Source organism: Collimonas arenae (genome assembly GCF_001584165.1).
GTDB classification, from domain to species: domain Bacteria; phylum Pseudomonadota; class Gammaproteobacteria; order Burkholderiales; family Burkholderiaceae_D; genus Collimonas; species Collimonas arenae.
Genome location: NZ_CP013233.1, coordinates 2,537,382 through 2,560,087 on the forward strand (window position 1 = coordinate 2,537,382; position 22,706 = coordinate 2,560,087).

General features: G+C 56.6%; 21 protein-coding genes and 3 pseudogenes. 3 read left to right on the forward strand and 21 right to left on the reverse strand.

What is annotated here, in order from left to right; genetic code table 11:
• Positions 1-12 precede the first annotated feature (12 nt).
• From hflX to ndk, 11 genes and pseudogenes are all read right to left on the reverse strand, one after another.
• Positions 13-1,190: pseudogene (hflX, locus tag CAter10_RS11715) on the reverse strand (GTPase HflX).
• Positions 1,191-1,229: 39 nt separating this feature from the next.
• Positions 1,230-1,466: an RNA chaperone Hfq gene (gene hfq, locus CAter10_RS11720; protein ID WP_019141241.1), complete on the reverse strand. Its 237-nt coding sequence runs from the start codon at positions 1,464-1,466 to the stop codon at positions 1,230-1,232.
• A 133-nt stretch (positions 1,467-1,599) separates the two neighbouring features.
• A pseudogene (gene der / locus CAter10_RS11725) lies at positions 1,600-2,942 on the reverse strand (ribosome biogenesis GTPase Der).
• A gap of 7 nt (positions 2,943-2,949) precedes the next feature.
• Positions 2,950-4,086 carry an outer membrane protein assembly factor BamB gene (bamB, locus tag CAter10_RS11730; RefSeq protein WP_082798056.1) on the reverse strand — a complete coding sequence of 379 codons (1,137 nt, stop codon included), beginning with the start codon at positions 4,084-4,086 and terminating at the stop codon, positions 2,950-2,952.
• A gap of 22 nt (positions 4,087-4,108) precedes the next feature.
• Complete coding sequence (locus CAter10_RS11735) at positions 4,109-4,759, reverse strand: tetratricopeptide repeat protein (protein ID WP_061533546.1); 651 nt, start codon at positions 4,757-4,759, stop codon at positions 4,109-4,111.
• Positions 4,760-4,770: 11 nt separating this feature from the next.
• Positions 4,771-6,153, reverse strand: coding sequence for a histidine--tRNA ligase (hisS, locus tag CAter10_RS11740; protein ID WP_061533547.1), 1,383 nt, complete (start codon positions 6,151-6,153; stop codon positions 4,771-4,773).
• A gap of 75 nt (positions 6,154-6,228) precedes the next feature.
• On the reverse strand, positions 6,229-7,494 hold the full coding sequence (gene ispG / locus CAter10_RS11745; RefSeq protein ID WP_061533548.1) for a flavodoxin-dependent (E)-4-hydroxy-3-methylbut-2-enyl-diphosphate synthase: 1,266 nt from the start codon (positions 7,492-7,494) through the stop codon (positions 6,229-6,231).
• Between the two features lie 28 nt (positions 7,495-7,522).
• On the reverse strand, positions 7,523-8,479 hold the full coding sequence (locus CAter10_RS11750) for a helix-turn-helix domain-containing protein (protein ID WP_061533549.1): 957 nt from the start codon (positions 8,477-8,479) through the stop codon (positions 7,523-7,525).
• Positions 8,472-9,314 carry a type IV pilus biogenesis/stability protein PilW gene (gene pilW, locus CAter10_RS11755; protein WP_082797880.1) on the reverse strand — a complete coding sequence of 281 codons (843 nt, stop codon included), beginning with the start codon at positions 9,312-9,314 and terminating at the stop codon, positions 8,472-8,474. Before pilW ends, CAter10_RS11750 begins: the two co-directional genes overlap by 8 nt.
• Positions 9,311-10,486 carry a dual-specificity RNA methyltransferase RlmN gene (rlmN, locus tag CAter10_RS11760; RefSeq protein ID WP_061533550.1) on the reverse strand — a complete coding sequence of 392 codons (1,176 nt, stop codon included), beginning with the start codon at positions 10,484-10,486 and terminating at the stop codon, positions 9,311-9,313. The genes pilW and rlmN overlap by 4 nt, the downstream gene beginning before the upstream one ends.
• A gap of 170 nt (positions 10,487-10,656) precedes the next feature.
• Positions 10,657-11,073, reverse strand: a complete 417-nt coding sequence (ndk, locus tag CAter10_RS11765; RefSeq protein WP_061533551.1) for a nucleoside-diphosphate kinase — start codon at positions 11,071-11,073, stop codon at positions 10,657-10,659.
• Between the two features lie 346 nt (positions 11,074-11,419).
• On the opposite strand from ndk, the gene CAter10_RS11770 reads away from it, so the two are divergent.
• Positions 11,420-12,016, forward strand: coding sequence for a Bax inhibitor-1 family protein (locus CAter10_RS11770; RefSeq protein WP_236905548.1), 597 nt, complete (start codon positions 11,420-11,422; stop codon positions 12,014-12,016).
• 72 nt (positions 12,017-12,088) lie between these two features.
• Here CAter10_RS11770 and rlmD read toward each other — a convergent pair whose 3' ends face one another.
• The 5 genes and pseudogenes from rlmD to surE all read right to left on the reverse strand — a co-directional run bounded on the left by rlmD (position 12,089) and on the right by surE (position 17,348).
• Positions 12,089-13,438 carry a 23S rRNA (uracil(1939)-C(5))-methyltransferase RlmD gene (gene rlmD / locus CAter10_RS11775; RefSeq protein ID WP_061533553.1) on the reverse strand — a complete coding sequence of 450 codons (1,350 nt, stop codon included), beginning with the start codon at positions 13,436-13,438 and terminating at the stop codon, positions 12,089-12,091.
• A 199-nt stretch (positions 13,439-13,637) separates the two neighbouring features.
• Positions 13,638-14,671 (reverse strand): annotated as a pseudogene (gene rpoS / locus CAter10_RS11780) (RNA polymerase sigma factor RpoS).
• The gene (locus tag CAter10_RS11785) at positions 14,672-15,649 is read right to left on the reverse strand and encodes a peptidoglycan DD-metalloendopeptidase family protein (protein ID WP_061533554.1); all 978 of its coding nucleotides are present in this window, start codon (positions 15,647-15,649) and stop codon (positions 14,672-14,674) included.
• Positions 15,650-15,721: 72 nt separating this feature from the next.
• Complete coding sequence (locus CAter10_RS11790; RefSeq protein WP_082797881.1) at positions 15,722-16,531, reverse strand: protein-L-isoaspartate(D-aspartate) O-methyltransferase; 810 nt, start codon at positions 16,529-16,531, stop codon at positions 15,722-15,724.
• A gap of 79 nt (positions 16,532-16,610) precedes the next feature.
• Entirely contained in the window at positions 16,611-17,348 is a 738-nt protein-coding gene (gene surE, locus CAter10_RS11795) for a 5'/3'-nucleotidase SurE (protein WP_061533555.1), read from the reverse strand.
• Between the two features lie 21 nt (positions 17,349-17,369).
• Between surE and CAter10_RS22445 the strand changes: the two genes are divergently transcribed.
• Positions 17,370-17,783 carry a hypothetical protein gene (locus CAter10_RS22445; protein ID WP_128083053.1) on the forward strand — a complete coding sequence of 138 codons (414 nt, stop codon included), beginning with the start codon at positions 17,370-17,372 and terminating at the stop codon, positions 17,781-17,783.
• On the forward strand, positions 17,780-18,286 hold the full coding sequence (locus tag CAter10_RS11800; RefSeq protein ID WP_061533556.1) for a polyhydroxyalkanoate granule-associated phasin: 507 nt from the start codon (positions 17,780-17,782) through the stop codon (positions 18,284-18,286). The genes CAter10_RS22445 and CAter10_RS11800 overlap by 4 nt, the downstream gene beginning before the upstream one ends.
• A 25-nt stretch (positions 18,287-18,311) precedes the next feature.
• On the opposite strand, the gene CAter10_RS11805 is transcribed toward CAter10_RS11800, so the two are convergent.
• Genes CAter10_RS11805 through CAter10_RS11825 form a run of 5 tightly spaced genes read right to left on the reverse strand, consistent with a single transcriptional unit; the run spans position 18,312 to position 22,704 of the window.
• Entirely contained in the window at positions 18,312-19,028 is a 717-nt protein-coding gene (locus CAter10_RS11805; protein WP_061533557.1) for a 4'-phosphopantetheinyl transferase family protein, read from the reverse strand.
• A gap of 7 nt (positions 19,029-19,035) precedes the next feature.
• Entirely contained in the window at positions 19,036-20,289 is a 1,254-nt protein-coding gene (locus CAter10_RS11810; protein ID WP_061533558.1) for a beta-ketoacyl-ACP synthase, read from the reverse strand.
• Entirely contained in the window at positions 20,286-21,065 is a 780-nt protein-coding gene (gene fabG / locus CAter10_RS11815; protein ID WP_082797882.1) for a 3-oxoacyl-ACP reductase FabG, read from the reverse strand. The genes CAter10_RS11810 and fabG overlap by 4 nt, the downstream gene beginning before the upstream one ends.
• The gene (locus CAter10_RS11820; protein ID WP_061535310.1) at positions 21,062-21,529 is read right to left on the reverse strand and encodes a hotdog family protein; all 468 of its coding nucleotides are present in this window, start codon (positions 21,527-21,529) and stop codon (positions 21,062-21,064) included. Before CAter10_RS11820 ends, fabG begins: the two co-directional genes overlap by 4 nt.
• A complete protein-coding gene (locus CAter10_RS11825) occupies positions 21,529-22,704 on the reverse strand; it encodes a beta-ketoacyl-ACP synthase (protein ID WP_061533559.1) in 1,176 nt (391 codons plus the stop codon). Before CAter10_RS11825 ends, CAter10_RS11820 begins: the two co-directional genes overlap by 1 nt.
• Positions 22,705-22,706 lie beyond the last annotated feature (2 nt).

Genomic DNA, 22,706 nt, shown 5'->3' on the forward strand with positions numbered 1-22,706 from the left:
TTGGAATGCTCGTTAGAGGCGTGTGTTAGGGCGATGACTCAGAACTGTTTCACACCTGCTTAGTATGCTGTTTTCGTGCTGCTCATCGACATCCGCAACCGCAACCGAATAATCCGGCAGCGCTGGATTTTGCGTCACGAATTCCGCGATTGCCTGACGCAATAAATCAAGACCTATGCCTTTTTGCGCGCTAATAAAAACTCGCTGAATTTATCATACTCATCACGTTCTACCCCCGGCGCCAGTTCCGCGGCATCAATCTTGTTCCACACCAGAATCTGCGGAATATGATCGGCGCCGATCTCCTTGAGCACCAGGTTAACCTGTTCGATCTGCTCCAGCCGAGCCGGACTAGCAGCATCCACCACGTGCAATAACAAATCTGCATGAATGGTTTCTTCCAGCGTTGCCCGAAATGCAGCAACCAACTGGTGGGGCAATTCACGGATGAAGCCGACCGTATCGGAAATCACCACACTACCCGCTTCGCCCAGATAAACACGCCTGGAAGTGGTGTCCAGGGTCGCGAACAATTGGTCGGCGGCATAGACGCCAGCTTTCGCCAACGCATTAAACAAAGTTGATTTGCCGGCATTGGTATAGCCGACCAGCGAAATCGAAATGGTTGCACTACGGCCGCGCGCGCGCCGTTGGGTGGCATGCTGCCGATGCAACTTGTCCAGCCTTGCGCGCAAGGCCTTGACACGATCACCCAGCAGACGGCGGTCGGTTTCAAGCTGCGTTTCACCAGGACCACGCAAGCCGATACCACCCTTTTGTCGTTCCAAGTGCGTCCAGCCGCGTATCAGCCGCGTCGCCAAGTGTTGCAATTGAGCAAGCTCGACTTGCACTTTACCTTCATGGCTTTTGGCTCTTTGGGCAAAGATATCGAGTATCAGGCTGGTACGGTCGAGAACTCTAACCTTGAGAACACGCTCAAGATTACGTTGCTGCGCTGGCGACAAGGCATGATTGAAAATGACGATTTCGATCTCATCATCGAACACCGCATCGGCGATTTCCTGCGCCTTGCCAGAACCGACAAACAGAGCGGCGTCGGGGCTGCTGCGCTTGCCGGTGATCGTGACAACGGGCAAAGCACCAGCCGAGCTGGCCAGTAAGGAAAGCTCATCCAGACTTGCGGCAAAGTCGCCTTTGCCGAAGTCAACTCCGACTAGCGCTGCACGCATAGGAACAATCGTGGCGCTGCCGCAATCGGCAGCAAATATTTACTCTGCTTCAGATTCAAGATTCAGATTGACAGCGCGTGCAGGAACAACGGTTGAGATGGCGTGCTTGTATACCATTTGGGTAACGGTATTACGCAGTAAAACGACGTATTGATCGAAGGATTCGATGTGGCCTTGAAGCTTGATGCCGTTGACCAGATAGATCGAAACCGGAACATGCTCTTTGCGCAAGGCGTTCAAAAACGGGTCTTGTAACAATTGCCCTTTATTACTCATGGCTACTCCACTGTGTTGTTGTGATTAGAAGTCAAACGCAAACTGCTTATAGAACCAATAAGATTCTAAGTGAATGACTCGGTGGGTGTTTAACGAATGTAAACGATTTTCTCATTTACTGCCAATGGAAAAATTATTTTTCCTGGCGTGCGTAAGGGTTCCGACTAGATCTGAACTCGATGCGTAATGGAGTCCCAACCAGCGAAAAAGTTTCCCGGAAATGCTTCTCTAGATAACGCTTATAGTTATCTTCGATCGATTCCAGCGCATTGCCGTGGATAACGACGATGGGCGGATTCATGCCACCCTGGTGGGCATAACGCAGCTTCGGACGAATCGATCCCTTGCGGCGCGGCTGCTGATGCTCCACCGCTTCGATCAGGGCTCGGGTCAACTTCGGTGTAGTCAGATTGGACATCGCTGCAGCGTATGCCGAATCGATCGACTTCATCAGCGGTGTGATGCCAGTCGATTTCAGTGCCGATATGAAATGGAATTTTGCAAACGACAGGAAATTCAGCTTGCGATCCATGTCCATCTTGATTTCATCGCGACGGTCGCTGGTCAAGCCATCCCACTTGTTGACGCCGACCACCAACGCCCGCCCCGTCTCCAGCACGAAGCCGGCAATATGCGCATCCTGCTCGGAAATATCCTGCTGCGCATCCAGCAGCAGCAAGACCACGTTGGCCTCGGAAATCGATTGCAAAGTCTTGACTACCGAAAACTTCTCGATCGCCTCGAACACCTTGCCGCGACGGCGGATACCGGCGGTATCGATCAACGTATACTTCTTGCCGTCGCGCTCGAACGGAATTTCAATCGAATCGCGAGTGGTGCCAGGCATGTCGAATGCAATGACGCGCTCTTCGCCCAGCAAGGTGTTAACCAGCGTCGACTTGCCGACATTCGGCCGACCGACAATGGCGATCTTGATGCCACGATCCTTGTCCTCAGGCTCAGCCTCTTCCGCTGGACGTTGGGAGAACGCCAGGTCGAGCGACTCTTCCACCAGATCGGCGACGCCATCGCCATGCGCAGCAGAAATGACATACGGGTCGCCCATGCCAAGCTCATAGAACTCGGCTGTGACTGAGGTGTACTTCATGCCCTCTGACTTATTTACCACCAGCATCACCGAGCGACCCGACTTGCGCAGGAAGTCTGTGATGGTCTTGTCATGTGGCGTTAAGCCTTGGCGACCGTCAACGATGAAAATCACGATATCGGCTTCCGCCACGGCTTGCTTGGTCTGCTTTGCCATCTCGTGCATGATGCCGTCTTTGGCAACCGGCTCGAAACCGCCAGTATCAATCACCAGGAATGGCCGTTCGCCAACCCGCCCTTCGCCATAATGACGATCGCGAGTCAGGCCGGGCAAATCGGCGACCAACGCGTCACGGGAACGCGTCAGACGATTGAATAACGTCGATTTGCCGACATTGGACGTCCTACTAGTGCAATTACTGGCTTCATTAAATTGTTACTCTGTCGCAAAAGCGATCAAGGTTCCTGCTTTGGTTTGAAAAATCACATTGGAACCCACAACGATCGGGTTCGGCAGCACAGCGCTGCTGTCCACACGAACACGTCCGATCAGGGCGCCATCTTCACGGGACAAGAAATGAACGTATCCCTCAAAGTCACCAACCGCCACTGCATTACCCAGCACAGCCGGGGTTGTCAGCACACGATTGGCGAGCTGCTTGTTTTGCCATACTACCGCACCGCTGTCCAAAGCGAACGCGCTCACAGCGCCATTCTCATTGGCGGCATAGATCGCGCGGTCATCCGCGCCGATACCGACATCGCTGGAAAACGGCTTGACCCAGTGGGCAGTGCCACTGCCAGCGTCAAAGCAACCGATCCGACCCTGGTAGGCGACGGCGCAGACCTGACGCCCAATGATGACCGGCGTACCGGAAGCATCAGCTATACGCTCAAGCTCCGTCGTACCGCGCGGATCACCAATCGCCATTTCCCACCATGGACCACCGTTAGTCAGGTTCAGTGCCGACAAGCGCCCACCTGGCAGCGACAAGAAAGTTGCCTGAGGGACAACCAGGAGGCCTGGCGCCGAGCGCAGGGTCAGCGACGGCAATGTGCGCAATACAGCCCAGCGGCGTTCACCGGTCGCAGCATCATAAGCAGCAATCCGATTATCGAGGCTACGCACGATCACCAGGCCCTGGCCAACTGCAGGCGCCGACAGGATTTCGCTTGAAGCCTGGGCTTGCCAGAGTTTCTTGCCTTGCGCATCGAAGGCCAGCAATACGCCCTTCTCGCCAGCCACGGCCACAGTAGTGCCGTCGCTACCGGCGCCGCCAGTCAGGTGCATGCCGGCATTGATGCGCCAAGCCACCGCACCAGACGCAGCATCCAGGCGCTCGACGGTACCATCAGCTGCGGCCGCATAAACACTGCCGCCAGCCGCAACCGGAGAAAAAGTGAAAATCGAGGCACTGCCGATCGACTGCGTCCATGCCTGACGCACCTTGAGACTCTGCGTGAATTCAACCAGCGGCGCAGGAGGATTACTCGGTTTCTTACCGGCGAACAAGGAGCAGCCGCCCAACATCAGCAATGCACCGGCAAAGACGACTTTCACTGCAATACGCATATTCTTCCTTTTTTCCGAATTATCAGGCTGCGGCTTTGGCTGGAGCGCCGCCAATCGCATCAAGTTTTAATTGAATCAATTGCCGACCAGGATTTTTACTATCCATCTTGTCCAACGCCAGCTGATAGGCAACGCGCGCATCGTCGAGCTTGTTCTGCGCAACCAGGATATCGCCTTTACGATCGGCTACGGCACTGGCGAAAGGCGCGGGAACGTCTGCGGCCAACACCTTCAAGCCATCATCGTAGGCCTTTTGGTCCAGCAAAATGCCGGCCAGGCGTACGCGCGCAAGCGCACGATAGTCTTCGTCGGCGCCATGATCGACCGCCCATTGCAATTGCTCTTTGGCGCCGTTCAGGTCGTTGGCGTCAAACGCAACCTTGGCAGCCGACAGTGCTGCCATGCCGGCATAAGCAGTGCGACCAAATTTCTGCTGGATATCTGCAGCTGCGCGCTGGACCTTGGCTGTGTCCTTGGCGGTTACCGCTTTTTGCAATTCGTCATACAGTTGCGACGCCTGCAAGGCCTGGCTGCGCTGGTAATAATTCCAGCCGGACCAGCCTGCGTATGCGCCCAGGGCGATAATCAGCACCCAGGTCGTCAGGTTGCCGTATTTCTTCCACCAATCCTTAAGCGTTGCCAGTTGTTCCTGTTCGTCGAGATCGAATGCCATATGATTTTATTTTAGTGATGATAGTGAATATGTTGATGATCGCCGTGGTCATGGTCGTCGTTGCCAACGATCTGATCGACCAGATAATCGCTGACCGCGTCGAACGGTACGACACTTTGGTTGCCGGCACTAGCTTTTTCGGCATTGTTGCCACCATCGCCATCGGCCCGCAAGGTCTTGACGGTCGCAGTCTGGTTAGCGACTTCATCCTCGCCGATGATGATGGCATATGCCGCACCACTGGCATCTGCGCGCTTCATCTGCGATTTGAAACTGCCGCCGGCATTGGCCGAGGCGCAATGTAGCACAACATCCAGCCCGGCATTGCGCAAACGTTCCGCCAGCACGAACGATTGCAGCTGCGCCGCCTCGCCCTGATGCACCAGATAAACGTCGCATTCGTTGCGCACGGCCTGTTCGCCGTTAGCGCGCATCAGTTCCAACAAGCGCTCGACGCCCATCGCAAAACCGCAGGCCGGCGTTGGCTTGCCGCCGAACATTTCGACCAGCGGATCGTAACGTCCGCCGCCGCATACCGTCCCTTGCGAACCGAGCTGGTCGGTGACCCACTCGAACACGGTGCGATTGTAATAGTCCATGCCGCGCACCAGGCGCGGGTTGATCGTGAACGGGATGTTGTTATGGTTCAGTATCTTTTGCACGCCTTCGAAGTGCGCGCGCGATTCCTCACCCAGGTAGTCGAGCAGTTGCGGCGCGCCGTTGACCATTTCCTGCATGGTTGGATTCTTGGTGTCGAGGATGCGCAGCGGATTGCTGTGCAGGCGTCGTTGCGCGTCGGTGTCGAGCAAATTCTGGTGCTTTTCAAAATACGCGATCAGGTCGGCGCGATGGCGATTGCGCTCTTCGGCGTCGCCGATCGAGTTCAATTGCAGTTGCACGTCCTGCAGTCCAAGATCATCCCACAAGCGCTGGCACATCATGATCAGTTCTGCGTCGATGTCCGGACCGGTAAATCCAAGGGCTTCCGCGCCGACCTGGTGAAACTGGCGGTAGCGCCCGCGCTGCGGACGCTCGTGGCGGAACATGGGGCCGCTGTACCAGAGCCGCTTGGGGCCATCATAGGTCAGGTTGTGTTCGATCGCGGCGCGTACGACGCCTGCGGTACTTTCCGGACGCAGGGTCAGGTTGTCGCCGTTCATCGAATCAGTGAACGAATACATTTCCTTTTCGACGATGTCGGTGACAGCACCCAGGCCGCGTGCAAACAACGCAGTCGGCTCGACGATTGGCGTGCGTATCTTTTGAAAGCCGTAGCTTTTCAGCACCGACTCGACGGTGTTCTCGAACAATTCCCACAGCGCCGCATCGGCGGGCAGGACATCGTTCATACCTTTTACGCCGATGATTTTATCGGCCTTCTTATTTTCAGACATTCTTCTTCAATTCAATACACAGGTAGTGATTAATTTCGATGGAAACCCAACCGACACCAGGTCGGCCGCATCCGCTCAAGCTACTGCATGACCATAATGGCTCTTCACATACTCCAGCACCACCGCCTGGAATTCTTCGGCAATCCGATCGCCGCGCAAGGTCAGCTTCTTCTCGCCATCAATGAACACTGGCGCCGCCGGCGATTCGCCGGTGCCGGGCAAACTGATGCCGATATTGGCATGTTTGGATTCGCCGGGGCCATTCACGATGCACCCCATCACCGCCACATTCATGCTTTCAACGCCTGGATATTCCTTCTTCCAGACCGGCATCTGGTCGCGCAAATACGTCTGTATCTTATCCGCCAGGTCTTGGAAAACAGTCGACGTGGTGCGCCCACAGCCGGGGCAGGCAATCACCATCGGCGCGAACTTGCGCAAACCCATGGTTTGCAAAATCTCTTGCCCGACGACGACTTCCTTGGTCCGATCGCCGCCCGGTTCAGGCGTCAACGAAATTCGGATCGTATCGCCAATTCCCTCCTGCAACAGCACCGACAATGCCGCCGTCGAAGCAACAATGCCCTTGCTGCCCATGCCCGCTTCGGTCAGGCCTAGGTGCAACGGATAATCGCAACGACGCGCCAGTTCGCGATACACCGCAATCAGGTCCTGAACACCGGAAACCTTGCAGGACAGGATGATGCGATCGGCGCCCAACCCCAACTCCTCGGCACGTTGCGCATTCTCGATGGCAGAAGTCACCAATGCTTCATACATCACTGCCTGTGCCGGCCACGGTTGGCTGCGCAAGGCATTCTCGTCCATGATCCGCGCCAACAACGCCTGGTCCAGGCTGCCCCAGTTAACGCCGATACGCACCGGTTTGTCATACTTGCAGGCGATTTCGATCATTTGCGCAAACTGCGTGTCGCGCTTGGCGCCCTTGCCGACATTTCCCGGATTGATGCGGTATTTCGACAGCGCCTGGGCGCACTCCGGATAATCATTCAACAGCGTATGGCCGTTGTAATGGAAATCGCCGACCAGCGGCACATCAATGCCCATCTTGTCGAGTTGCTCGCGAATTGCCGGCACCGCAGCGGCCGCTTCCGGATTATTCACGGTGATGCGCACCAGCTCTGAACCGGCGCGCGCCAGGTCCTTGATCTGGATCGCGGTGCCGATCGCATCGGCAGTATCGGTATTGGTCATCGACTGCACTACAACAGGTGCACCGCCGCCAACCAGTATCTTGCGTTCACCATAGCTAACCGCCGCACTGCGACTGACGCGCCGCACGCTTGGGCCGGAGCCGATCGGTAGATTCATGTGCGACATGCGCCGCTCTCCTTCAACTTGTTCACGCTTACTTCAGTGTCAACCGGGCCACGTTGGTCTTCGAACTGCCCTTCAAATCAACCGGTTCGCCACGCAGCGTAGCATCAACGCCAGCCAGGTTACCGATAGTCACCGAGACCGGCTGTGTCACGTCAAACGACTGCGAATCCCCCGCCTTTACCAGGCGCGAAATCAGCACCGTGTTATCGGCACGCTTGATTTCAACCCACGAATCCTGCCTGAAATTCAGACTCAACTGATTGCCATTGTCGCCGGCAACTGCAGCCGGCGCCGTAGTCGCTGCAGCGGCATTGACAGCCGACTCAGACACAACCGCTGCATCAGCAGCCGGCGTCGATGTCGCACTTGAGGCTGTCTGGGCAGCAGGCGCCTCTGCGGATGCAGGAGTCAGCGGCAATTCAGCACTGGCCTGACCGCTGGCCGCAGCACTCGATGCCGCTGCCGCAGTAGCTCTTTCGGCAGATGCATGCAACGCATTTTCGACCATCGGCAACAGATCCAGCCGTATGGCGACAGCCAGCAGCAAGAGCAGCACGGCGCCTATTACCAGCCATTTATAAGCAAACTTGGTACGTCCCATCAAACTGAAACGGGATTCTGAAAAAGGTGTCGAAAGCTGATTGTGGCGGACACTCGGCATGTCCTTAGGCGCAGCCGCTGGCGAAATCTGCGCCAACAGAACTGTAGCGTCCAACCCCAGCAATTTTGCATAGGAACGGATAAAACCGCGCGTCATTACCATGGTAGGCAATGCTGCGTAATTGTCGGCCTCGATCGCATCGATCTGGCGCGGCGCCAGCTTCAGATGGCTTGCCACCTCTGCGACCGACCAACCAAGCTGTTCGCGTTTGCTTGCCAGCTGCGCACCGAGTGACGCCGGACTATTACTGATCGCTTCGTGAGGAACGGCTTCCGCATTTGCCTCATCGACGATCACCGACTTCACCTGTTCCGACTCACTCATTAAACGCTCCACGTTGATAGGCGGCAAACTCCGGGGAGCCGGCAAAGCGACGGCGCAACTGGGTTACCAAACTTGCTTCTGCAGCGGTATCACCCAATTTCCGCTCCACTTTAATGGCCGTCCAAAGCGCTTCCGCGTTTTGCACATCCGTTTTCAATACAAGGCCAATATAGAACCGCGCGCGCTCATAATCGTTGCGGTCATACGCCAATTTCGCCAGATTGGCATTGGTCAGAGGATTGCTCGCATCAAACTGGAAAGCCTGCGACAGATAACGCTCAGCCGCCACCGTGTCATTGAATTTAAGGCTACAGACGCCGGCATTGGTCAGCGCCTTTGCCGGCGACTGGTAAGCGCGGCTCTTCAATGCCGTTTCGAAATGAACTATCGATTCCTTGGCTCTACCGTTCTGACAAAGAAACCATCCGTAGTTATTGGCAAAGTCCGGATTGTTCGGGGATAGTCGCAGCGCGCGCTGGAAATTGTCATCGGCCAGGCGATTCTCACCCATGTCCATATAGATCAGGCCACGCACGCTATAGGCGTCGGCTAGCTCCGGATCCGCCGCCACGGCCTGCTTGATCTCATCAAGCGCCACTTCCAATTGCCCCTGCCCGAAATAACCGACAGCCAATTGCAAACGAATGCCGGCGCGCCGCTGCGCTTCAGTCTGATCCGAACTGGTGGCCAGCTCGCGCCGCGAACCGGTTTCGTTGTCAGCGCCAACCGGCTGATTCGCACAACCACTCAAACTACCCAACAATGACAAAGAGCCTGCCGCCAGCGCGATACGACGATTCCAACATCCAAGCTTTAGACTGATTTTTTCTATCACTGAGACACCTCGATGATGCGGCCAAAATTCTTCCCGAATTTCTGCTGATATTCGGTCATTTTCTGCATGCGCTCCTGCACTCGCGTCCGATCCTGTACCTCGCCAGCAAGCTGGCCGCACGCGGCATCGATATCGTCGCCGCGCGTCTTGCGCACGGTGGTGACGATGCCAGCGTCCATCAATATCTGCGCAAATGCCTTAATGCGCGGATTCTTGGAGCGCTTCAGACCGGATTCAGGGAACGGATTAAATGGAATCAGGTTGAACTTGCACGGCACCGCAGGTCCGCCTGCGTGCCCCTGCACCAGGGCGATCAACTCGCGCGCATGCGCATCGGTATCGTTGACGTCATCCAGCATGCAATATTCAAAAGTAATAAAGTCACGCGGCGCGAATTCCAGATAGCGCTTGCAGGCAGCCATCAGTTCACGTAGCGGGTATTTCTTGTTCAGCGGCACCAAGCCGTCGCGCAAGGTGTCATTCGAAGCGTGCAGCGAAACTGCCATCGCAACGGCACAATCCTGCGACAACTTGTCTATCATCGGCACCACACCGCTGGTCGACAAGGTCACGCGGCGGCGCGACAGGCCATACGCATTATCGTCGAGCATCAGCTTGAGCGCAGTAACCGTCGGTTCGTAATTCAACAACGGCTCGCCCATACCCATCATCACCACGTTGGTGATCTGGCGTTCGCCCTTGTGACCAGGCTCGATGCCTTTCGACTTGCGCAGTTCGAATTCCGCCATCCACAGTTGGCCGATGATTTCGCCGACGCTCAGGTTACGGCTGAATCCTTGCTTGCCAGTGGAACAGAAGCGGCAGTTCACCGCACAGCCGGCTTGCGTCGAAATGCATAGCGTGCCGCGGTTCTCTTCTGGAATGAACACGGTTTCCACAGCATTGCCCTGCCCGACATCCAGCAGCCATTTACGGGTACCGTCGGACGAGGTGTGATCGCTAATCACGGCTGGCGCAGCGATAAACGCACGGGTCGCCAGCTTGTCGCGCAATGACTTGGCCAAATCGGTCATCGCGTCAAAATCGTGTGCACCGAATTGATGAATCCAGCGCAGCAATTGTTTTGCTCTGAACGGCTTCTCACCCAACTCCCCGCAATAAGCGGTAAGTTGTGCAGGATCCAGGTCCAGCAGGTTGATGAGAGCAGTCATGGCATTTCCAATTTAAAATAATTGCAAGGCAGAGCCCAAGGGCGACATAAGCGCCACAAGTTCCCCGCCTCCAATTAATTAAGCAAAACGTTTGAAGCAACTACATAAGCTTGCAGAACAAGCGACAAACAAGTTTCAACTTAAAACAAAACAATCAATTACAGCAGCAATTAAGCCTTCAGTGCTGGGAAGAAGTAAGCGATTTCAACTTTCGCTGTTTCTACAGCATCCGAACCGTGCACTGCGTTAGCGTCGATCGAATCAGCGAAATCGGCGCGGATAGTGCCTTTTTCTGCCTTCTTAGGATCGGTGGCACCCATCAGGTCGCGGTGCTTCAATACTGCGTTTTCGCCTTCCAGTGCTTGAATGATGACTGGGCCGGAGATCATGAAATCAACCAGATCCTTGAAGAAAGGACGCTCGCGGTGAACTGCGTAGAAACCTTCAGCTTCTTCACGGGACAGGTGCGTCATGCGTGCAGCAACGATTTTCAGGCCAGCGTTTTCAAAACGGGTATAGATTTGACCGATTACGTTTTTTGCAACTGCGTCTGGTTTGATAATCGACAGGGTGCGTTCAATTGCCATCTGAAAAACTCCAATGAAATGAAAGGGTTAAAATGCTTATTTAAATGACTGGTTAATAATTCAATCAACCTTTGATTTTAACACGAAACACCTATACAGAATTATCAAAACTGGGGAAAACGCAAGAGTTAGATTGCACAGAACCACTTTACCGCTTTGCTGTCTGATGTAGGCATGCCGTCAGATGACGTTAGTAATGCTATGATCGCAATAGTTTAATACTTTTGCAATTTTCAAAGGAGTCCTCAATGAATCAGAACTTGCAACCAACCTACGCCCAGGTAGCACCGCACTGAGCGCGCAGCACCGGGTGCTGCGCAATACCTATTGGCTGCTGGCATTGTCCATGCTGCCGACCATTGCGGGCGCATGGCTTGGCGTTCAGATGGACTTCAGCTTCTTCCGCAACAGCCCTTTGATCGGCTTCATCGGCTTCATGGCCGTGGCATTTGGTTTTTTCTATGCAATCGAAAAGACCAAAAATAGTGGCTGGGGCGTTCTGCTCCTGCTCGGCTTTACCTTTTTCATGGGATTGATGCTGTCGCGCCTGATCGGCCATACGCTAGTTGGCTACTCCAACGGCGCCACGCTGATCATGATGGCGTTTGGTGGTACTGCGAGCGTTTTTGTCGTTATGGCAAGTATCGCAACCGTCAGCAAGCGCGACTTCTCTAGTATGGGCAAATGGCTGTTTGCCGGCGTTGTGGTACTGCTGCTGGCGTCGCTGGCTAACGTTTTCCTGCAGATCCCGGCGCTTTACCTAGCAGTATCTGTCATTGCCATCGCGATTTTCTCAGCCTACATCATCTTTGACGTGCAGCGCATCATCAATGGCGGCGAGACGAATTACATTTCAGCAACACTAAGTCTGTATCTCGATGTCTACAACATTTTCGTCAACCTGCTGTCGCTGCTGGGCATTTTCGGCGGCAACCGAAACTAAACCGCTATCAGCAATCAGCAATCATGAAAAAGCCGACCAGAAGGTCGGCTTTTTTGCAGTTTACGTCAACAATCAGGCCAAATCGAATACCGCGATCGACTCAACGTGCGCTGTATGCGGGAACATGTTGACAACGCCAGCCTGGCTCAAGCGATAACCGCCGGCAATCAAGGCGCCGGCATCGCGCGCCAGGGTCGACGGATTGCAAGACACATAAACGATCCTGGCCGGCATCAAAGGGCGATCCAGAGCCGCCAAGCCGACGATCGCATCGCATACCGCCGCAGCACCATCGCGCGGCGGATCGATCAGCATGCGATCAAACTTGCCCAGTTCAACCAGGTGTTCGGATGTCGCTTCGAACAGGTTGCGGCAATAAAAAGTGGTTTTGCCTGCCAAGCCGTTCACTCCGGCATTTTCGCCGGCACGGTCAATCAGCGCCTGACTGCCTTCGATTCCCACTACCTCGCGAGCCTGCGTCGCCAGCGGCAACGTGAAATTGCCCAAGCCGCAAAACAGGTCGGCGACCCGATCGCCCGGCTGCACGTCCAGCAGACGCAGCGCGCGCGCCACCAATACCCGATTGATCTGGTGATTAACCTGCGTGAAATCAGTCGGCTTGAACGGCATCCGTACGCCAAACTCAGGCAAGGTGTAATACAACTCTGCTTGCTCGGGATAAAACGGATACGCCGTGTCCGGACCGCCAGTCTGAAACCACCAGTTCACTTGATATTGATCGGCGAAAGCCTTCAGTTTGATCTCATCATCAGCCGTCGGCGGCGCCATGATGCGCAATACAAGCGCGGTAATCTTGCCCTGCGGCCCCTCGCCGACCGCCAACTCGATCTGCGGAATATGTTCGATCAAACTCAGCGAACCGATCAAATGCCGCAATGGCACCAGCATCGCCGATACGTTCGGCGGCAGGATCTCGCAGTTTTTCATGTCGGTGATGAACGAGGATTTGCGCTCATGAAAACCGACCAGCACCCCGCCTTTTTTCGGTACGTTACGCACGGAAATGCGTGCACGATAACGATAGCCCCAGGTCGGCCCATAAATCGGACGCAGCATGGTTTCAGCTTTGACCTTGCCGATATGCCATAAATTGTCTTCCAGCACACGCTGCTTCACCGCGACCTGCGCCGTCGACTCAAGGTGCTGCATGGCGCAGCCGCCGCAGATGCCGAACACCGCGCAATGCGGCTTGACCCGCAATACCGATTCAGTATGCAAAGCGGTCATGGTCGCCGCTTCCCACTTCGGTTTCTTCCGATAAGACTGGAAACTGACCCGCTCGCCAGGCAAGGCACCCTCGACAAAAATGACCTTGCCCTGAGTGCCATCTTCATTTTGTAGATGGCCGATCCCGCGCGCATCCATGTCGAGGGATTTGATATCGATAGTATCTTGTTGCATAGGAACTAAACGCAGTGATAACCGCCCGACATGCGCGGCGCGGAATTGGGATTGAAAGAAAATAGCCTGAGATTATAGCGCCATGCGCGCCCGAAACAGCGGCGGATCAGGTTTCAGAAGTGCCGGAATGACGTAGGCGGCAAATTATTCCGGCGTGGAGCGATTTGGACCTGCGGTTAACGGCCCCTAAAAACGCCCCCTAAAGGAAAGAGTCCTTGCCGACGCCTTTTGCACCCAGCAAGCGCTTGAGCTTGAGCAACGCTTCCTGCTGGATTTGCCGCACCCGCTCACGCGTGACGCCGATCTCGGCGGCCAGCTCTTCCAGCGTCGACGGATCATCGTTATCCAGACCGAAACGACGCATGATCACATTGCGCTGCTTGTCGGTCAGCTTTTCCAGCCAGACCCGTACCAGGATCGACATTTCCTGCTGCTCGGCACGGGAATCCGGGTTTTCTTCGGTTGCACTTGGCAGTAGATCCATCAGGCTAGCCAGCGGATCCTGGTCAAGCGGGCATCCAGCGATGCCGCATGTTCCGATAGCGCAAGCACATCCTGTACATCCTCAACCGCACGATCGACCAGATGGGCAATGTCTTCAGCGCTGGCATCCTTGCCGTCATGATGCTGCGCCTCCAGATGATATTTCGCGCGCAGGATCTGGTTCAATTCACGCACCATATGTACCGGCAACCGCACGGTGCGCGCCTGGTTCATGATGGCGCGTTCGATGCTCTGGCGGATCCACCATGTCGCATACGTCGAAAAACGGAAGCCACGCTCTGGCTCGAACTTGTCGATTGCCCGCATCAGGCCCAGATTGCCCTCCTCGATCAGATCGAGCAAAGCCACGCCACGGTTGATATAGTGCTTGGCGATCGACACAACCAGCCGCAGGTTGTGCTCGATCATTTTCTGCCGCGCTTCGAAATTGCCTTGCTTGGCAAGCGTTGCGAAATGCACTTCCTCGGTCACGGACAACAACGGCCGGGTGCCGATCTGGTTCAGGTAGTGCTGCGTGGTGTCAGTCGACAGCTCCGCAGCCAATACCTTTTTAAGCTCTTCGACGCCATCGACGACAACGACCACCCCGTCGACGACAACCTCGTCATCGTCGGCATCGGGTTCTGCGCCAACAGCATCAACATCGTCCTCGTCACGCATATCATCGGAAAGATTTTCCGAGGAGACGTCATGCTGTTCGTCCTGATGAGCTATCGGCCGTTTTGTCATTTATCGACTAGGTAAGAATTTTGATGGATCGACAGGTTTGCCTTGCTGACGAATTTCGAAGTGCAATTTGACCGCATCGCTATCCGAATTCCCCATTTCGGCAATTTTCTGGCCCTTGCTGACCGTCTGGCCCTCTTTTACCAATATGGTCTTATTATGCGCGTAAGCGGACAACAAGCTACTGGTATGTTTGATGATAACCAAATTACCATATCCACGAATGCCACTACCTGCGTACATCACTTTGCCGCCGGCTGCCGCGACCACCGCCTGGCCAGCCTTGCCGGGAATATCGATGCCCTTCTTGCTGGCATCGAAACCACCGGTCGGCTTGCCTTCGGCAGGCCACATCCAGTCAACCCGTCCCTCATCGTCACCAGCAGAACTCGATGCCGCTGCACCGGCAGCAGCTGTAGCGGCTGGCGGGACCACCGCCGGAGTAGCCGGCGTCTTGTCGACCGCCTTAGGCACTTCTACCGACGGCGCAGCGTCCGGCTTCTGCAATTCGGCTAGCGCGCTGTCCGAATAAGGACGCTTGTCGCCGCGCGGCCCACTCTTGTTGCCGCCGTTGGTAGGCATCGCCGATGGCGCAGAATTCAATGACCTTACCTCTACACCCGAACCGGTCGCCACATTGCCAACCTGCGCACCACCGGCAGGCGCCGAACCGGTATCAGGCGGCGCCACCCGCAGCACTTGGTCAACCTTGATATCGTTGGCATTTTCCAGCTTGTTCCAGGCCACAATGTCGCGATAGCTTTGTCCAAACTCCAGCGCGATCCGGTAGAGGGTATCGCCTTTCTTCACGGTGTAATAACCACGTCCTTCAGGCGCCTTCGGCGTCTCCGATGCGGTGCCAGGAGTCGCGGTGGCGGAGCCCGGTCGACGGTCTACGACCGGAGCGGGGGTACGCGGAGTGGTACATGCGGCAAGCGTACCGACCAACACTCCCAGAACTATAAAGCGAGTTTTCTTCATTCTCATTACATTTAGTATGTGCGACGTTGTCGCTGATTATTCGTCAATTGATCTTGCCCACTACAACATCGTTCAGACCGTCCCAGCGCGCAACGGCACAAAATGACAGTCTTCCAGTGTAGTGCTGGTCCAATCAAATTTACTTGTCCGCTGGATGAGCTGCAGTACTTGATGACGGGAACCGACCGGCGCTACCAAGCGGCCGCCGATCGTCATTTGATCCAATAACGCCTGCGGCACTTCAAGGCCGGCTGCAGCCAGGATGATACCGTCGAAAGGTGCTGCTTGCGGCAGCCCAAGCATACCATCTCCGTAGTGCAAACGGATGTTGGCGATGCGCAGCGGCCGCAAGTTGCTTCTTGCAAGTTCATGCAGCGGCTTGATGCGTTCGATGGAATAAACCTCTTTTGCAACCTGGGACAGCACAGCCGCCTGGTAGCCGCAGCCGGTCCCGATTTCCAGCACCCGGTTCAACACACCGCCCTGGGAGTTGGCGCGCATGATTTCAATCATGCGCGCCACGATGTATGGCTGCGAAATGGTCTGATGATGACCGATGGGTAAAGACGCATCGATGTACGCTTGGCTCGACAAGCCAGGTTCCATGAACATATGGCGCGGCACGCTCTCCATCGCTGCCAGCACTTTGGCATCGGTCACGCCTTGTTTGGCGACGCGCGCCACCATGGCTTTGCGCACGCCATCGGAGACCATCGAACTGGAGCGATCAACGTGGCTGGCGGTCTCGCTTGGACGCGCCATCGGCTTGCTGATTGCTGGCGTCGCTTTCGGCGGGGGTGCTGACGGCGTAGCAACGCCACGCGGTGTATTGCGGGAATTTTCCCAGACGACGTTCTTGGTCGCAGTCTGCGGCGTCGCCACCGTCCGGTTGGCTCGCTCAAGTGGCGTTTTTTATCGACTACCGATGACAACGACAATGGAAAACGCTTGGCCTTGTCGGTCATGACAGGTCTTTCCTTAGCGCAGCCATTTGCGCTGCATGTGTCAAATCCACTTGCAGAGGGGTGATCGAGACATGTCCGTTTGCAGTCGCATGGAAGTCAGTGCCGTCGCCGGCGTCACGCGCAGCGCCTGGCGGCCCGATCCAATAGATGTCGCGGCCGTGCGGATCCTTGTCCCGGATGACAGGTTCCGACTCATGCCGCTTGCCCAGGCGTGTTGCCAAGGCCGGCTTCAAGCGAGCATATGGCAAATTCGGAATATTCACGTTCAGCAGGTAGGGTTGCGGCAAATGATTGAAGCGCCGCTCGACAATGTCGCGCGCGACCTGGGCAGCGCTATCCAATTCCTCCCACCCCTTATCCAGTTGAGAGAACGCGATGGCTGGAATCCCGAACAGAAATCCCTCCGTCGCCGCCGCCACGGTGCCCGAATAGAGCGTATCGTCCCCCATGTTCTGTCCCTGGTTAATTCCCGAGACGATCAGATCGGGGCGGAAATTGAGCAAGCCGGTCAATGCGATATGCACGCAGTCGGACGGCGTGCCGTTCACAAAATAAAAGCCGTTCTCTGCGCGTTGCACAGCCAAAGGCCGGTCCAGAGTCAAGGAATTGGATGAGCCCGAGCGATTGCTGTCAGGCGCCACAACAACGATTTCTGCAATTGGGGTAAGGGCATTCGCCAAGGCGATGATGCCGGGCGCCAAATAACCGTCGTCGTTGCTGATCAAAATTTTCATATTTGGATTTTACCTGAAGCAATGTTACCGATTTACGCAGATTCCGGAATTTTAACGAAGCAAGTCTGGCAATGGCATAACAGTAGACAAGAAAGGCAGAAATATGCGGTTCGTCAAATGCAAGGCACATTATCCGACGAATCAGTTGCCTTTCCACCACGCGTTGCATCGAATTGTAAAATTATGTTGCAGCGCCGCAAAAAGCCTCCAAACTTAGAACAAAAGCGGGTATTGTTAGCGCTATCAATCGGAGAATTGGCTGGTATGGATAAATTGCCATTCATGCATTTGCCAAGCAAACAATTGTTCACTCACACCCGCGAGCATCAGCAAGCTCGGTTAGCAAGTTCGAACAGGCATGACACCCCTGCTGCACGACCGTCATCATCAATTATGCATGTCACCTGTCGTCAGATTATCAAGGAGTCACCATGAAAACTCATCGAGTTCGCAACACCACCGGCAATCGCGCTGCCCATCCACTGAATGCCTGGACCGACCTGATGTTCAAGGCCGGAGAAATGATGACTGCATCGGCCCAGGTAATCGGCCACCGCACTGCCCGCATGGCAATGGCCGGTCCGGCGCCAAGCCAGCGTGACCAACATGAATTCGATCTGATGAGCCGCGAAAAAATCGAGGCAGCGGCGGAATCCGTGCATGCAATGGCGATCCGCATGCTCGGCCTGCATCAGGAAGTTGCCGTAATGGCCATTCAGCACATGCTGAGCGGTACGGCAAATCTGATATCGGTTGCGGGCAGCAGCAGCCTGCATCAATCAGGACGCCGCCAAAGCAAGTTGGCGCACGACACCTTGCTCAACTCCGCCGAAGCGGTGTCACAGTTCAACGCCTCACTGGCAGATATTGCCGAAACCGGGCTGCAGCCGATTCATGCCCGGGCAACGGCGAACGCAAAACGACTCACAAATTTGTAAATACGGCTATCGGTCACATCTGCAACTAGGCATCGCCCAACTGCCTGGACCAGGCAGACGGTGTGGTTGCCTGCAGGTGAATCTGCTCGATCGATGCCAGCGGGTGCCGACTACACAGTGAGACAGCAAAATCCGGTAACGCGCAAGCCTGCGCTTGCCATCCTGGACCAGAGGTTTGCCGCACACTTCCCATCACCAGTTCCGGCAGCTCGGGCCGTTCACCGGTGTGCGACATCAGCTTGTACAGCGCTTCCTTGTCGCTCCATAAACCATAGAATGCCGCAACCTTGTCCGCCTCTGGAAGATTGGATAACCAGCTGCTTTCACCCGCGGAAAAAGCGGCCAGGCCGACAGCATCGATATCCCGGCTTGCGTCCAACGCCTCAATATCCAGCCCCAGCGGCGTATCGAGGCTGGTGGCGCAAGCGACCCAGCCGCGGCTGTGCGAAAGACTAAACGCGAATTCGCGCTCGACGGACAAAGGGAATGCCATTGGAAACTGCAACAATGGCGCCAGGCCCGGACGCTCGACGATGTCGATCGCGTCAAAAGCGATACCTACCGCGCGTGAAGCGGCGAACCGCAATAGAACTCGGCCCAGCAGGAATTCCCGCTGTCGGACCCTCCGCACAAACCGCTGGTAGCGCGACATTTCCGCATCGCTTAAACAAGCACTCAAAGCTGCCGCATCGGCGTCCGATACGGCATTGGCATCGACCAACCAGAGCACAGCGGAGCGCATAGACCGGTTACTCCACCCGCTTGAAGATCAGCGAGGTATTAATGCCGCCGAACGCAAAATTGTTCGACATAAAATACTCGCATTGTAACTCCCTGCCCTGATCGACGATGTAATCCATCTCGGCGCATAGCGGATCAAGCTGCGTCAGATTGATGGTCGGCGCAAACCAGCCGGAACGCATCATTTCGATACTGGCCCAGGCCTCCAATGCGCCGCAAGCGCCAAGCGTGTGGCCGGTGTAGCTCTTCAGTGAGCTGATCGGCGTCTGCTGGCCAAAGACCGCAGCGGTTGCGTGGGATTCGGCAATATCGCCCTGCTCTGTGCCGGTGCCGTGAGCATTGATATAACCGATAGCCGACGCCGGCAGCGCTGCATCGGCGAGCGCCAATGTCATCGCGCCCTGCATCGTGTCCGCATTCGGATGGGTGACGTGGCAACCGTCGCTGTTGGTGCCAAAGCCGACGATTTCAGCGTAAATTCTGGCGCCACGGGCGCGTGCATGCTCGAAGTCTTCCAGGATCAGCGTTCCCGCCCCTTCACCGATAACCAGGCCGTCACGGCTGCGGTCAAACGGGCTTGGCGTCATGGCCGGCGCGTCGTTGCGCACGCTGGTGGCAAACAGGGTATCGAACACCGCCGCCTCGGTGGCGCACAACTCCTCGGCGCCGCCCGCAATCATGACCCGTTGCCGGCCGCTGCGAATCGCTTCGTAGGCGTAGCCAATGCCCTGGCTGCCTGAGGTGCAGGCGCTGGACGTCGTGATGACGCGGCCGGTAATACCGAAGAACACGCCGATGTTGACCGGCGCGGTATGCGCCATCATCTTGATATAAGTGGTGGCATTGATGCCGCGCGTGCTGCGCTCTTCCATCATGCGGCCAAAGTCGCCAATCGCCGATGGCGTTCCCGCAGACGAGCCATAGGCGATGCCGCAGAGGCCGCTTTTCAGCAGCGGATCATCGATCAGGCCGGCGTCGATCAGCGCCAGCTCGCTGGCGCGGGTCGCCATCAAGGCAACCCGGCCCATGCTGCGGGTGGTCTTGCGATTGTAGCGATCCGACAAGGTGAACTCGGCGGCGGGCGCGCCTAACTGCGTATTCAAGCCATCGTAATCCGACCACTCATGCATGCGCACCACGGCGTTGCGATAACTGCCAAGGTGCGCGCGGATGCTGGCCCAGTCGTTGCCGATAGGACTGATGCCGGCCATGCCGGTCACCGCTACCCGACGCTCCGTTACTTGTGTTACCACGCGCGTCATGCCATGCCTCCGTTGACCGAGATCACCTGGCGCGTGATGTACGCGGCATCGGTATGCATCAAGAAGGCCACGGTAGCGGCCACTTCGTCCGGCTTGCCGACCCGGCGCGCCGGTATCAGCTTGAGTGCTTCGTCCAGCGGAACGTCGTCGATCATGTCGGTCTCTATCAAGCCGGGCGCAACGCAATTGACGGTGATGTTCCGCTTCGCCAATTCGATTGCCAACGCCTTGGTGGCGCCGATAATGCCGGCCTTGGCAGCGCTGTAATTGACCTGGCCGCGATTGCCGATCAGGCCCGAGACTGACGCCATGGTCACGATACGCCCCGGCGCCCGGCGCTGTACCATCGGCATGACCAGCGGATTGAGCACATTGTAGAAACCGTCCAGATTGGTCTTGAGTACAATATCCCAATCCTCGCCCGGCATCGCCGGAAAAGCATTATCGCGCGCCACGCCGGCATTGCACACCACGCCGTAGTAACAGCCGTGCTGTTCGACGTCGGCCAGCAGCGCATCTGCGGTTGCCTGGCGCTGACCGATATCGAATTGCAATACCCGCGCCTGCGCGCCAATATCCCGCACTGCTTGCGCCACGGCATCTGCCGCAGCGCGTTGCTGGTGACAATGCAAGACAATGTCATAGCCATCGCGCGCCAACCGCAGTGCGATGGCTTTGCCGATGCCGCGGCTGGAACCTGTGACCAGGATGGTCTTCCTTGCCACTGCGGCCGCGCTTTCAATAGTGTTTTCGACAGTATTCAATTGCAAGGTCATTCAGTACTTCCCTCAAGAAAACCAGCCGCATCGGTCGGCTGAAATACGGTAATAGTCGCGCAAGCCAACTGTCTCTGCGCGTGATGAATCTGGCATTCGAAGGATCCGATGCCGTTGTCGGCCTGCAAGATCTTTTGCACCTGCACCCGCAATACGCTGCCAATCGGGAAGCAAGGGGCGGCGGCTTCGTAGCGCCGCGTGCCAAGCAGGAAGCCGATTTTGACTGACTCGCCGCGCAGGCGAGCCGCATAGCCCGCGTAGGCGGCAATTGCCTGCGCCATGTATTCGACACCGACCCAACTGCCGACGCCGTCCGCATTGGCAAACAGGCTGTCCGGCCGAATCACCACCTCCGCGCACAGATCCTCGGCGCCGACTTCAAGCACTCGATCCAGCAACACCATGGTGCCGGAATGCGGCAACAAATCGCGAATAGCCGGCAGCGTATCTAAACTTGTCTGCATCATTCCCGCCCCAACACCAAAGTCGCGTTAGCGCCGCCAAATGCGAACGAATTGCTTAACGCCCAGCGCAAAGGATGTCCCAGGCTGTCGCCGGCGGCAATCAGATTCAGGTCAGGCAAGCCAGGATCGCGGACGCCGTCCCATAAATGCGGCGGCAGGCGGCCTGCCGGGTTACTGTCCTGCATCGCTATCCAGCACAAGCCGGCTTCCACTGCCCCGGCGGCTCCCAGTGCATGGCCGGTAAATGGCTTGGTCGAACTGAGGGTAGTGTGCGCGCCGAACAACTCGGCAATGACGCGGCCTTCCATCGCATCGTTTTGCACGGTCGCCGTGCCATGCAGATTGATGTACTCCACCTGTTTGGCGCTAATCCCGGCACGTGACAATGCTTGTTCAATGGCGCAACGCGCACCGCCTCCCGCTGGATCAGGGGCGGAAATGTGGTGACCATCGGAGGACTCCCCCCAGCCGCGCAAGGTCACGGTCGAGGCTTCGTTGCTCATCAAAAACAAGGCTGCGCCCTCGCCGATATTGATGCCGTTGCGATTGGCGCTAAATGGATTGCAGCGCGCAGCGCTAACCGATTCCAGCGCCGCAAAGCCTGCCACGGTAAAGGAGCACAAGGAATCTACTCCGCCAGTCAGCACGGCGTCGCACGCGCCCATCCGAATCAGGCGCGCCGCACTGGCGATGGCCTTGCTGCTGGAGGCGCAGGCGCTGGAATGTACATAGGCTGGGCCGGTAATACCCAGCACGGCTGCCAGCATCGCTGCAGGTGATCCCATCTCTTGTTGCCCATAACTGAACTCGGCAGGAAACCGGCCGTGCGCGGAACGATGCCGAAATGCCGCTTCGCTTTGCGCGATGCCGGACGTGCTGGTGCCAAGCACGACTGCCACCCGATCCGCGCCAAAGCGTTCTATCGCGGCATCGACTTGCGGGCGAATTTGCGCCAGCGCCGCCAACGCCAGTTGATTGTTGCGACTGCGCTGTTCAGGCGGCAATTCATCAACGCCGGGAAGGATCGCGTCGACACAGCCCAAGGCCAACTCCCGGTCGGCCGAATAGCGCGCCGTTGCGGCGACACCGCTCTCGCCTTCAAAAAGGCGTCGGCTGATCTCAGCGTGGTTGTCGCCGAGCGGGCAAATCATGCCGAGGTGGTTAAGATAAAGCATGG

What these genes read in the sequence shown, in the direction of transcription:
- CAter10_RS11770 (WP_236905548.1), top strand. Translation starts at nt 11,420, where the DNA reads ATGCTGCCGACCATTGCGGGCGCATGGCTTGGCGTTCAGATGGACTTC.
- ndk (WP_061533551.1), bottom strand. Translation starts at nt 11,073, where the DNA reads ATGGCAATTGAACGCACCCTGTCGATTATCAAACCAGACGCAGTTGCA.
- rlmD (WP_061533553.1), bottom strand. Translation starts at nt 13,438, where the DNA reads ATGCAACAAGATACTATCGATATCAAATCCCTCGACATGGATGCGCGC.
- CAter10_RS11820 (WP_061535310.1), bottom strand. Translation starts at nt 21,529, where the DNA reads ATGCAGACAAGTTTAGATACGCTGCCGGCTATTCGCGATTTGTTGCCG.
- rlmN (WP_061533550.1), bottom strand. Translation starts at nt 10,486, where the DNA reads ATGACTGCTCTCATCAACCTGCTGGACCTGGATCCTGCACAACTTACC.
- CAter10_RS11735 (WP_061533546.1), bottom strand. Translation starts at nt 4,759, where the DNA reads ATGGCATTCGATCTCGACGAACAGGAACAACTGGCAACGCTTAAGGAT.
- hisS (WP_061533547.1), bottom strand. Translation starts at nt 6,153, where the DNA reads ATGTCTGAAAATAAGAAGGCCGATAAAATCATCGGCGTAAAAGGTATG.
- hfq (WP_019141241.1), bottom strand. Translation starts at nt 1,466, where the DNA reads ATGAGTAATAAAGGGCAATTGTTACAAGACCCGTTTTTGAACGCCTTG.
- fabG (WP_082797882.1), bottom strand. Translation starts at nt 21,065, where the DNA reads ATGACCTTGCAATTGAATACTGTCGAAAACACTATTGAAAGCGCGGCC.
- CAter10_RS11825 (WP_061533559.1), bottom strand. Translation starts at nt 22,704, where the DNA reads ATGCTTTATCTTAACCACCTCGGCATGATTTGCCCGCTCGGCGACAAC.
- CAter10_RS11750 (WP_061533549.1), bottom strand. Translation starts at nt 8,479, where the DNA reads ATGAGTGAGTCGGAACAGGTGAAGTCGGTGATCGTCGATGAGGCAAAT.
- CAter10_RS11805 (WP_061533557.1), bottom strand. Translation starts at nt 19,028, where the DNA reads ATGCGCTCCGCTGTGCTCTGGTTGGTCGATGCCAATGCCGTATCGGAC.
- CAter10_RS11785 (WP_061533554.1), bottom strand. Translation starts at nt 15,649, where the DNA reads ATGAAGAAAACTCGCTTTATAGTTCTGGGAGTGTTGGTCGGTACGCTT.
- CAter10_RS11800 (WP_061533556.1), top strand. Translation starts at nt 17,780, where the DNA reads ATGAAAACTCATCGAGTTCGCAACACCACCGGCAATCGCGCTGCCCAT.
- CAter10_RS22445 (WP_128083053.1), top strand. Translation starts at nt 17,370, where the DNA reads ATGTTACCGATTTACGCAGATTCCGGAATTTTAACGAAGCAAGTCTGG.
- ispG (WP_061533548.1), bottom strand. Translation starts at nt 7,494, where the DNA reads ATGTCGCACATGAATCTACCGATCGGCTCCGGCCCAAGCGTGCGGCGC.
- CAter10_RS11810 (WP_061533558.1), bottom strand. Translation starts at nt 20,289, where the DNA reads ATGACGCGCGTGGTAACACAAGTAACGGAGCGTCGGGTAGCGGTGACC.
- bamB (WP_082798056.1), bottom strand. Translation starts at nt 4,086, where the DNA reads ATGCGTATTGCAGTGAAAGTCGTCTTTGCCGGTGCATTGCTGATGTTG.
- surE (WP_061533555.1), bottom strand. Translation starts at nt 17,348, where the DNA reads ATGAAAATTTTGATCAGCAACGACGACGGTTATTTGGCGCCCGGCATC.